The organism is Candidatus Hodarchaeum mangrovi, from assembly GCF_975850365.1.
The window spans coordinates 1-11,721 of record NZ_CDLCQJ010000021.1; the positions used below are offsets into that span (position 1 = coordinate 1).

The 11,721-nt window shown below is 34.5% G+C and carries 11 protein-coding genes; 4 read left to right on the forward strand and 7 right to left on the reverse strand.

Annotated features, from left to right (window positions below; genetic code table 11):
* The 5 genes from ACWVCY_RS02865 to ACWVCY_RS02885 form a co-directional block, all read right to left on the reverse strand.
* Positions 1-919, reverse strand: a 919-nt coding sequence (locus ACWVCY_RS02865) for an ABC transporter permease (protein WP_455140180.1), incomplete at its 3' end; no start/stop codon positions are given.
* Positions 920-2,002, reverse strand: coding sequence for an ABC transporter permease (locus tag ACWVCY_RS02870; protein WP_455140181.1), 1,083 nt, complete (start codon positions 2,000-2,002; stop codon positions 920-922). It abuts the gene before it with no gap.
* Positions 1,999-3,564, reverse strand: a complete 1,566-nt coding sequence (locus ACWVCY_RS02875) for an ABC transporter ATP-binding protein (RefSeq protein WP_455140182.1) — start codon at positions 3,562-3,564, stop codon at positions 1,999-2,001. The genes ACWVCY_RS02870 and ACWVCY_RS02875 overlap by 4 nt, the downstream gene beginning before the upstream one ends.
* A gap of 239 nt (positions 3,565-3,803) precedes the next feature.
* Positions 3,804-4,958, reverse strand: coding sequence for a BMP family ABC transporter substrate-binding protein (locus ACWVCY_RS02880; protein WP_455140183.1), 1,155 nt, complete (start codon positions 4,956-4,958; stop codon positions 3,804-3,806).
* Positions 4,959-5,217: 259 nt separating this feature from the next.
* A complete protein-coding gene (locus ACWVCY_RS02885) occupies positions 5,218-5,544 on the reverse strand; it encodes a hypothetical protein (RefSeq protein ID WP_455140184.1) in 327 nt (108 codons plus the stop codon).
* Between the two features lie 412 nt (positions 5,545-5,956).
* Between ACWVCY_RS02885 and ACWVCY_RS02890 the strand changes: the two genes are divergently transcribed.
* Complete coding sequence (locus tag ACWVCY_RS02890; RefSeq protein WP_455140185.1) at positions 5,957-7,288, forward strand: hypothetical protein; 1,332 nt, start codon at positions 5,957-5,959, stop codon at positions 7,286-7,288.
* Between the two features lie 69 nt (positions 7,289-7,357).
* Positions 7,358-7,765 (forward strand): restriction endonuclease, encoded by a 408-nt coding sequence (locus tag ACWVCY_RS02895; protein WP_455140186.1) that lies wholly within the window; start codon positions 7,358-7,360, stop codon positions 7,763-7,765.
* A gap of 199 nt (positions 7,766-7,964) precedes the next feature.
* On the opposite strand, the gene ACWVCY_RS02900 is transcribed toward ACWVCY_RS02895, so the two are convergent.
* Positions 7,965-8,675 carry a hypothetical protein gene (locus ACWVCY_RS02900; RefSeq protein ID WP_455140187.1) on the reverse strand — a complete coding sequence of 237 codons (711 nt, stop codon included), beginning with the start codon at positions 8,673-8,675 and terminating at the stop codon, positions 7,965-7,967.
* 429 nt (positions 8,676-9,104) lie between these two features.
* Here ACWVCY_RS02900 and ACWVCY_RS02905 point away from each other — a divergent pair, with 429 nt between their 5' ends.
* A complete protein-coding gene (locus tag ACWVCY_RS02905; protein ID WP_455140188.1) occupies positions 9,105-9,635 on the forward strand; it encodes a DUF835 domain-containing protein in 531 nt (176 codons plus the stop codon).
* 6 nt (positions 9,636-9,641) lie between these two features.
* On the forward strand, positions 9,642-10,376 hold the full coding sequence (locus ACWVCY_RS02910; protein WP_455140189.1) for an RAD55 family ATPase: 735 nt from the start codon (positions 9,642-9,644) through the stop codon (positions 10,374-10,376).
* A gap of 7 nt (positions 10,377-10,383) precedes the next feature.
* On the opposite strand, the gene ACWVCY_RS02915 is transcribed toward ACWVCY_RS02910, so the two are convergent.
* Complete coding sequence (locus tag ACWVCY_RS02915; protein WP_455140190.1) at positions 10,384-11,685, reverse strand: hypothetical protein; 1,302 nt, start codon at positions 11,683-11,685, stop codon at positions 10,384-10,386.
* Positions 11,686-11,721: the final 36 nt, after the last annotated feature.

The window sequence follows — 11,721 nt, forward strand, 5'->3', positions numbered from 1 at the left end:
AACTTTTTTCAAAAGGAACAGCAAGAGCAGTAGGTGCACCTACAATACTTTTTACTTTCTTTCCTGATAAAATTAGTCCCCATATTGCGAGGAAAAGTATGGTAGAGAGATGAGGAGCCATTTTTAAGACTGGGGTTGGCAGGAGTAGCTGAAAATAATATTGCATTACATCAAAGGCTCCAAATACATAAGACCCGAGAAATGCTCCAAGTGGATTCCACAAAGCAACAACAACTAAGGCAATTACAATCCATCCTCTTCCCTGTGTCATTCCTTCAGACCAAAAGTTAAGATAACCTAGTGATAAATATGCTCCTCCTAGTCCTGACATCATTCCTCCAAAAATTACACATAAATATCTAATAAGATTAACATTAATACCTTGATTGTACGCAGCTTCAGGATTTTCTCCTACAGATCGAATCAAAATACCTATTCTTGTTTTATATAGAATAAACCAACAGATTGGGACAAGAAGATATGATATATAGACTATTATTGGGTGTTCGAAAAATATTTCTCCAATATATGGTATCTCACTTAATATTGGAATGTTAACGTTTTCTAACGTGTCTATTGCTTTTCCAATAACTCCACGACCAAGAATACCGCTTAATCCTGTTCCAAGTATTGTTAATCCAATACCAGAAACAACTTGTGTTCTTGTAAAGGTAATAGATATTACTGCATGAATCGTAGAAAGAACAGCTCCTAATAACATACCAAAGAGTACACCAATCCATACATTTTGAGTAGTATAAGCTACTGCATATGAGAAGGCAGCTGAAGCAATGATCATACCTTCTATTCCGAGATTTAGAATTCCGGATCGCTCTGCATAAATCTCACCAAGCGTAGGTACAAGGAAAAAAGTTGCTGCAGCAACAATCGAATTCAACATTAGAATAGTATTTACCATTTAGATTGACCTCCTTGTTTTTAGCGTAAAGCGAAAGAAGAATTCGCTTAAGAGAACAAAGAAGATTATAATTCCACTAAATAATTGCAAAACAGTAGAAGGAATACCAGTTAGGGCTAAACCTCCTACTTTAAGCGCAGCAAAGAATAATGCGCTTACAATAATGCCTAAAGGATTTAATCCTCCAAGATAAGCTACAGCGATCCCTGTAAAACCATAACCTTGACTTTTTACACCTAATCGTAATGAGTTACCTGCAACTTCACCTGCACCAGCAATAGCTGCCATCCCTCCAGAAAAGATCATTGTGATTAGTATCACCTTGAAAAAACTCATTCCTGCAATTCGACCAGCAAGAGGATTTTTACCTAATACATTTATTTCATACCCTAATTTTGTTTTAGGAATCCCATTTATGGTTCTGAATAAATAATAATATACCAATAATGTAATAGCGAGAACCAAAAAAATTGAAATATAAATAGGTGTACCTGGAATTTTGGGTAATCGCGCATTAATTGGTAATAAAGAACTATAGGTGAAACCTGTTTCTGGATCCCTCCATGGATCGCTAACTAACCATTCCATTAAATATAATGCAGGAAAAACCAATAAGAAACTTACAACTACATCTGCTCCTTGAAATCCTCCTTTTGCACGAAATAGGACAACTGGAATAGCCCAAATTGCTCCCAATATAAATGAATTAATGAACATAATTGGAATGAGAATAATTGCTGGTAAATCAGGAAATAAAAAGGCTGTGCCAGTAGCAGTTAACATTCCAATAACATATTGTCCTTCGGCTCCTATATTATCAACTCTAGCCTTAAATGGGATAGCCAATCCAATTCCAATTGCTAATAGGGGGATAAATCGTGCAATTGTATTTGGAATTAGTAATAAATTAACCTGTATCATATCATAATATGCTTGTACAGGATTTATTCCATTGATTAGAAAAATTAATCCAGCAATAGCTAATCCTAATAATAGAAAGGAGATTCTGATGAATATAGTTTTAATTCCTATTATAGGTTCTATTCTTTTTTGAAAATATACCTCTGTATTAAAAATTTTCATGCTAGCACTTCCTTTGAGCTCGACATCTTCGCGCCCCCCATCATTAATCCAATTTTTTCTCTAGTTGTTTCTTCTCTAGCCACTACACCCATTATCTTACCTTTATAGATTACTGCAATCTCATCACAGAGGCTCATAATTTCTGTTAAATCACTTGATACAAGAAGAATAGCAGCTCCTTCAGTGCGTTTTCTTAAAAGTTCCTCACGAACAAATTGGGTAGTTCCTACATCTAATCCAAAAGTAGGGTTTTCAGCTATCAATATCAAATCCTTCCCTTTTCTAAGAGAAAACTCTCGTGCCACAACAACTTTTTGCCGATTCCCTCCACTTAAACTTCTAACAGATGAGAGTGGACTTGTTGTCTTAATATTATACTCTCTGATCAATGTTTGTGTTTCAGAAATAATTTCTGAATTTTTTATAAAAATTGAGGGTGATCTTTTATAAGAATTTAGCATCAAATTATCTTGTACCGATAAGTCAAAAACTAGGGCTTTTTGTCTATCTTCGGGGATATAAGCTACACCAAGCTTCCTGACTTCATTTATTGACTTTTTTGTAACGTCTTTTCCCCGTATTATTATTTTTCCTGTTTCTAAATTCCGCCATCTAAATAAACCTTCAATTAATTCTCTTTGTCCATTACCTGAAATTCCTGCTAGACCTAGAATACTATTAGCTTTTAATTGAAGATTTATTCCATGTACAACAGTATCACCCATATCGTTATTTACAAAGGCGTCTTTTATTTCAGTAACAATATTTCCTGAATGAATAATTTCTTTATGTAAATCATATAAAACTTCTTTTCCAACCATTAAAGAGGCAAGATATCTTATAGCTTCATTCTGATTCTCTTTTTGACTTCTCAGCTTTACAGTTTCAAGTGTTTCAACAACTTTTCCATGTCGAAGAACAGTAATTCTATCACTGAAACTAATGGCCTCTTCAAGATGGTGTGTAATAATTACAATTGACACCCCTTTCGATTTTAAATCATATAATAAATTAAAAAGATTTTTTATTTCGGGTGGAGTTAACATAGATGTCGGTTCATCTAAAATTAAAATATCTGGATTAGTAATCAATGCCTTAAGAATCTCTACCCGTTGTTTTTCTCCCCCTGATAATTTCCAGACTTTTGCTTTAGGATTAATGTCTCCCAAGTCAAATTTTTGTAATGCTTTCTTAATTTCACGTTCGATTTCTGCTAATGAAAGAAAAAAGCCTTCTGAAAAACTTAAAATATTTTCAGCAACAGTATGGCGTTCAATTAGAGATTTTGAAAGATCTTGACGAGCAATTGATAGTTTATAATTCTTAATTGCGGTTAAAGGATTGTCTAGGTCGACTTGTTTCCCATTAATTAGAATCAAACCAGAATCGGGAGGAAAGAATAAGGCATTTACCAATGTTGATTTACCTGCTCCATTTTCACCCAATAAAGCTTGGATTTCCCCCTTCCTCAGAGTAAAATTCACATGGTCATTAGCCTTTACAACAATGCCATCCCCATAGAAAGTCTTACAAATATCTTTCATTTCTAAAACTAGATCCATATTATTAACTCCAGCCATTAATCACAAACAATATTATCAAAAATCTAAAAGGGATTTAAATCCCGAGGGGGTATGAAAATAAAAAAAATAAAATGAAATAAAAAATCATTCACTGTATAATTTATGGCTTTTAAACCAAATTTTAATTGTGCAGTATTTTAATCTACTAATTTTCTGAACAAATAATTCATTGATTTAATTTTATATGTAAAAAAAAGGGGATTGGTTAATGATTTTTACTAAGGTGAACCAATCACACCATCAACAAACCAGTCCATATAAGTAAATAAGTCAGCTATCGTTGCTTGTACCCCAGATGCAAACATAAGAGTTCCGTTTTGGGCATATATCGGACCAGTAAATGGGAAGAATGTCTCAGCTTCCATTTGATCATGTCTATTCATGATAAAATTATAGGCAGTAGTTGAGTCAACCGTAATACTTTGTAATTCAGGAACAAATATAGGATTAATTGGTACATCAAAATCACCACCTAATTCAACTGCTCCTTCTTTTAAGAACCATAGATAATCAACATTAGCTAAATTAGTAGAATTATAAGTACCATCATGAACTTTAGATAATATTTCGTCATACATGATCTCCCAATGAACTAATTGTCCGGAAATAGTGCTTTGTGGGGCATAATCCTGCATAGGTGAATAATGTGAAAAGGCATAAACCTCGTCATTTGCTTCTGCTGCCTGCATAACTGCTGGGCTATCCTCGGTAAAAGCCAATATGTCAATTCCTTTGCCAATAAGAGCATTAGCGGCACTAGTAGCGGCTGTGGGGTCATACCAAGAATTTATCCAAGTAACCTCGACTGTCGAATCATTATTGGTCGCTTTCATACCTAATGTAAATGCATTGATATGACGAATAACTTCAGGTATTGGAAAAGCACCTACATATCCAGCTTTCGTTGTATTAGATAAATAACCTGCCATCATTCCATTTAGATAGTACATTTGATATAGATCTGCAAAATACGTTCCTACATTAGCAGCTCGCTTATAACCAGAGCAATGGAAGAATAATGTGTCTGGGTGTTCTGCAGCAGCTTCAATAGTTCCATCCATAAATCCAAAAGAAGTGGTGAAAATCACATCACATCCCTTAACTGTTATAAGGGTATCAGCTGCTTCTTTAACTGATGCAATATCCTCACCAATGGTTTCAAGGTATTCTGTCGCTAACCAGTCATATTTATCTTCTACAAAGAGTCTACCAACGTCATGTGCGTTAGTCCAGCCATAATCACCTATTGGTCCTACATAGATGAATCCTGCTTTTAACTTACCTTCAGCTGGGGTTGTACAGCCAGATAAAGCAAGTGTAAGCATTAATATACTAAATATCAATAAAATTCTAGAATAAGTTGATTTTTTCATAGTTCATCAACCAATTCAAGAAAATGATTTCTCAAATATTTAAATATTGTTTATGGTAAAGGATAATATCAATTCTTATAGGATAACAGTAATTTGTAATATTCAAAATTTTATTAATTTTTCATTCTTCACTAAATTGAAGAAGCAAATAAATCATTGAATACTTTTTTATTCTTCCTATATTAACCAAAGGATCAAAAATAAAGAAGACAAATAAAATTTTTAGAAAATAAAACTAGTAATATCGGAAGAAATGACCTTAAGAACTAAGAGAATCAGTATCAGGTAAAGGAGGAATGGTTTCGGACTCCTGAGAGAGCTGAGGTTGCCATTCAACACGAACAAGATCGCCTGGGACTAATAGAAGTGCGTCTACCTGTTTTTTCGGTAGATAGATCACAAAATTATTACTGATTATAGAAGTGATCATAGCGCCTGAAGTAGTATAAATTCGTACTAAATCACCAATTTTAAATGGAATTTTTCGTATTAAGGCTTTAGGTATATAAATAGTCTCCTTTTTTGACAAAACCCATAAGAAACTAAAATCAAATTCATCGGATTGCATTCTGTCTTCATAACTCATTTATAATTTTACTTTAAAAACTCTTTCCGTTTTAACCGGGTAATGCCCGTTCCTGCCGGGGAATTTAGTTCGAAAGCTTTCAAAAGTCCGTAGAAGCTTTATTTCATATGAATAAAGCAATTTCCTTGCATTTCATTTTTATTTAAATACTTTGATTTTAGGAAGGTTTATTAATAACTAGAATGCTTTGAAATTATGTGATTTAGTGATCTTCCCTCTTCCGGGTAGCACCTTCTCTCTCCGAGTTTAATCAATCTAGTCAATTTTTCGAGCTTTTTGCTCTTTCTCCTTCCTTTGCCGATCTTTCCCCATCATGTGCTCTTTCCTGCGTTTTCCCCTTTTGAGGGTCACTTCAATTTCGGTTATCTTCCTATCCAATGTCTTGGCGTCCCTTCTCTGGGGTATTTCATTCATGTCAGAAAAAAAATCGCTTTTCCAAAAGCTTCGCGATGATCTTCGGCGTAGTTCCTCTGGTCAGCTTCATCGTAAGTCCTCCTATGAGCTTTTTGGGTTTGAGCGTGATCCTTTTCTCTCCCCTCGGGATCTCTTTGGCGAGAATCTATTTATCGAAAGGGATATGGTTCTTTCGGATTTAGTTAAGACCTTAGGAGCCTGTTGTTTCAGTCATTTTCAGGCTGATTCATCGTCTCCATTTCGTCATCTCCTTTTACATGGTTTACGTGGTTCGGGTAAGTCTTCTATGGTTCAGTTTCTTACTCGTAATTGGGATCAAATAGATTTACATGGTTTTAAATCCGTTTATGTTGATCTTTTCTCTTGGCAAGCACCGTTTAATTTGGATGGTGAAATTCTTTCTTCGGATGCTAGCCCCATTAATTATGATCGCTTTCTTACGTCTCTTGCTTCTTTTACTACCCCCATCATTCTTTTTGTTGATGGCATTGATTTAACACTGACTGGTTCTTTTGCTATTCCTCGTCTCAGTGAACTTTTTCAGGCTTTAAACTCTCGACTTCCTCATGGATTCATATTTGTTGGTCTGATGAGTTCATTGGGTTTAGCTAGCCTTTCTCCTGACTTACGTCAGTATTTATTCAGTTATTTTTCAGATTTTTTCTTTTATCCTGTTTTTTCTCGGCTTGAATTACGTGACTTGCTTCTTAAGCGTATGGCTGGTGCTCGTTCCCCCTTTGAGCTTTTTTCTTCCAAAACTCTTGATCTTATCATAGAGAACAGTTTTGGCTTACCTCATCTTGCTTTATTTCTTGCCAAGGTCTGTCTTGATCGTTTGATTTTATTAAAGCGTTTTGAGGGTACTGATAAATTGACTGCATCTCTCACTTCCCGTATTCTTGAGGAGTATCATTTTTCAGTTGCTAAACAATTAATTGAATCGATTGACTCTGAAGATGAATCTGATTCGTTTATTGCGATGCTGACTCCAAAACGCAAAGAAATTCTAGCTGCTGTTCTATTCGAACAATATCGCGCACGAAATTTTTTCTCTGATGCACGTGTTGATGGTTTACGTAATTCTGAACTTGCGGATATGTTTCTTGTTAATTTATCAACAATGAATTATCATCTAAAACCATTATTATTATCTAAACTTCTCTCGGAGGGCAAACATCCGCAGGATTATCGCTCTAAATTACTAACGTTTGAATGGGATTCTCCGATTGCATTTGCTGCGGAGATTTTTATTGTTTATCATCATCTTAGGGACAAGGTTTTTGCTCTTGAACCAGCTGCTCTCTTATTATCTCGGAGGACTGAGGAATAATGTCAGTCCTCCTGTTTTCTATTGGTGTGGTGGAGATTATATTTATATTTGATTTATTGAGGGTTTTTTATGAAAAATAATATAGAATTATTAGAATTAGAAGAATTAACCTTAGAGTACTGTCGGCAACGTGGATTGGTTGTCGATCGTAATTTTCATCGTCTTAGTGACAGCCGTCTAAATCTTCTTATACAGAATGGGTCTAATGATGATCCTATTGGGGTGATTATTAAAGATTGGAAACGGGCTGTTGGTGTTGACATTATTATTCGCTCAGAGCAGGTTTTAAAGGATAATCGTTCCTTAGGAAAAGTTTTAATTATTGCTAATGTTTTTTCTGACCCTGCTCGTTATTTAGCAGAGAAAATAGGTATTTTTTTGTTGACACGTAATGATTTATTACGGATTTTAGCTCCTGATCTCTCCTCAAGTGCTGTAAATGATTCAAATAAACAACAGGACATTATGATGTATTAATAGGTAATTCATTTATAGCTCCTTCTGTTGGGGGGATTTAACTTCTTTTCTTCTTTTCAAGTATCTTTTAAGTTCTTTCCATTTTTCTATAGTTTTAGAAATATAAAACAGAAAATAATATTGTTTATGTTCCTCATAAACTGTATATAAATTAAATTTAAAATTTATTAGCCTAAATATTTGAAATGCATTTCTCCTCTCATCGTCGTCGACGGAATTTTACTTCTCCTTTCTCAGGTGCTTCAGGCTTTTCACCAAAGCTTTCGGTCAATTCTCTCAGTTCTTTCAATTGACTTTTTTGCTCACGGATCCCAGTTTCACGAATCACACTACTGCTCCTTTCCTTTGAGAGTACTTTCTGTGTTTGTCGTGAGCTTCGGACTGTGAAGATAGCGAATAACACCCCTGCTATAACTACTCCTCCAATAATTATGATTGGTGCAAAGAGATCATTTACTGGTGAGGTTCGGGTGGTAGTTGATGTTGTCCCTGATGATTCTTCTTCTGACGCATCATAATGGATTTTTAACAATTTAACTTGATAGAATAAATCTCCCCTATCTTCATATGGATGATCTTTTTTAAGGATAACAAAATCTTTTTGTTCATTAACTGCCAATCCAATCAGTGCTTCCTTAAATTTTTGAATATAATTAGCATTAGCTTGGGGAAACATGTCTAGAATATTTTCTGGTACTGTTGAGGAAGCAGAAAGATAGATATAGGTCAGATCTTGATCAATATTACCTGATACAGGTATTGAATGGGCAGCATCTTCCCATAATGAATAATTAACATCTACAACATCCCCCCAATCGGATGTTATTTGTGCTTTTACGATGCTTGTCCAGAAGCTTATTATAATTATGAGAATAAGTATTTTCCGGTTAAACACTGTTTTTTCATCCAATATATCCTTCTATTAAGGTATTTAGGAGTGATTTTTTATAACTTTCATTTCTTATTTTCCTAATAAATACTTAGGTTTTTATCTTCCTTGAGTAAATATATTTTTGATAATCAGATAGTTCTCGGGTCCTATCCCCCCAAACGAGAATCAATAATTTAACTGGGTAAGATAATTTAAGAAAAATGTCTATGCATTTCAACAACTCTCTTGAGACACTTTGGATCATTCAAGAGCATTACATTATGCTTCTTTGAGGAGTGTCTCAATGAGGATTTGATAGTTTAATCCTTTAGCTGATGGAGCACCATTGATGACCGCTTTGGTTTAATCCATCCTGTAATGATATGTTCATCATGTCATCTACATTGGATGACATGATTAAGACCTGCAAAAACTTCCTAATCATAATAGTTATGAGAGGAAACTCATTTGCCTAGACGGAAGACTCCTAAGAAGACTCGCTCTACACCTCCGACTCCCCCCTCTCTTCTTCGGAAAGGTGTTACTTACTTATTTGAGTTTGAGGAGCCATCTAAAGCGTTTTTAGTATTTAAAAAAGTTCTTTCTGAGAAGAAGAAAGGTCTTTGTATTTCCCGCTGTTATCCTCCTCATCTCAAAGAGGATTTTCAACTTGAGCAGATTCCAATTTACTGGCTTACTCGCCAGAAGGATAATATGACTCTTGATCCTGTTCAGTTGAATGGAATTTCGCATATTGTTCAACAATTTATAGCTGCTTCCTCTCCAACAATCGTTCTTCTTGATGGTATTGAATATCTTATTATGCAAAATGATTTCAAACCTGTTCTTCGATTTATTCAGCATATACGTGATGAAGTATTAATCCAAGGTTCAAATTTACTTCTGACATTATCGCCAGAAACATTATCTCTTAGTGAGGTTAGGCTTTTAGAACGAGAGTTAGAAATATTTAAAGACGAAAAGCAAACTGAAAGGTAATTGATTATGTCTAACCGCATTGAACTTATTCAATCAGGCATTGAAGGCTTAGATGCTATTTTAGGAGGAGGATTTCCTCTGGGATGGGTAATAGTCATTGCAGGGGGACCCGGTAGTGGTAAGACTACTCTTGCTACTCAGTTCGTTGTTCAGGGCTGTCTCAAGGGAGAACCCGGTATTTTAGTTACCATGAACGAGCCTCGTTCTCACGTTTTGACTACTATGAGCAATTTTGGATGGGATCTAGAATTCTTTGAACGTGAAGAACTTCTTACTATTCTAGATTATTCAGCAACGAATGTTCTCTACTCAATCCATAAACAGGGTATGAAAGATGGTGGTCCTAGTTTAAATTTTATGATTGATCAGCTGCAGGATACTATTGATAGTACTGGGGCTATTCGATTAATGATTGATCCTCTAAACGCGTTTTCTTTTCTTTTTAAGGATAACTTTTCTATGCGTCGTGAACTGCACAAATTTTTTGGAATGTTAGCAGGTCGAAAAACCGTTTCTTTAGCAACACTTGAATTGGGTTCAAGCGAAGAAGCATTTACTGTTGAAGAGTTCCTTGCTTATGGTGTGGTGCGTATTTACCATAAGAAGATCGGAAGGAATCGTGAACGGTCAATAGAGGTTATCAAAATGCGTGGATTAAATCAAGAACAATCGACTTTTCCTTTTGAGATTGGTCCTCAGGGATGTCGTGTTTATGAGAGTTCTGACACTTTTGATTATTAATTCCCTCTTATAGATTCTTATTGAAGTGAACTTCTAAGATTATTTCATACATTTGTATTCCTATTATTCCGTTCTTAATATTTATCGAGATTTGTTGATCCCTTAACCATACGAAGATCATTTCTCCTGCAACAAAAGGAAAAACCACAATCTTCACCGTAATATTCGTCTCTTCAAAATAATTTATTGTGGTTTTCAAATTTGTACTTCCATTTCCAACATGACCAATTTCCCCATCAAGGAGATAATGGTAGAAATCAAGAACAACTGACCATGTAGAATTTCCAATGGTTGTTAAATTATACCCCCATAATGGATCTCCTAGTAATCCAAGTGTTAAGTCGAAACTAAATATATTTTCACTCAGAGAATATATTGGAGAGCTAATTTCTTTTACATAGAAAATATTGGCAGGTAAACCGATTTTAAAATCTGGTCCTTCCTCCACCATAAGATCCAACGTGTTAATGTTCACTTTAAGGATAAGATTTAATTTTTGAACCTTAGGATTAAAAGGTCTATCATTCAGTATTTGTTCAAACATCCATTTTAGTCCAGATTGATTTATATTTAGAATGAAAGAAATTTGTGTAAGACCTGGTGTTAAATTTATATCAGGAAGGATAGCTGACCCTAAAAACCCATATGATTCTTCAACCAAGTTAAAAGAGCCATTTAAAATATTCAAATCGATGTTATGAGGATTATTCAATTTCATTTCGGTTGCTAAACGATTTCCCGGTGATAGGGGATGAAGATGTATTAAAGTAAAGCTTGGAAAAAAGTCTTCTCCTAATGAACATGACTCATATCTGAACGGTATAGAGAAAAATGACGTGAAATAAACTCTTCCTGTTATTTCTATAGCACTTTTGTTGATTATTGCTTCTAAAAAGGTTTCAAGAGAGTTTAGAGTAAAACTAAAACTAATATTCTCTAAGATGACTGTATTTCTTTTAATAGTGAACGATGATAATGAATTTCCCGTTGTTAATAAGATTGAGTTTTTCCCCACCATATGAGTTAATTTACAAGTTACTTTTTCAATTTTTACTGTCTGTTTAACGACACTAGTAAAATTTAAATTTAATTTCAAATCTAGTGAGTTATCATCAATTCGTGTTATCCGTACCTCTTCAAATAAAAATTGGGGAATTGAGAGGTATGGTGTTAATACGATTATGAATACCATCAAAAGGAGAATTCCAACTAGAACGGTTATAAATCCAAATAACCTTCGTTTTTGTGAAAGAAGGTGTGAAATTTCTTTTACACGTTTTAGAAAGGAATTGAAATCCTTCTGAGGCATTCTTTTTCCCCAAATCTTTATCAATTAGAATATTAA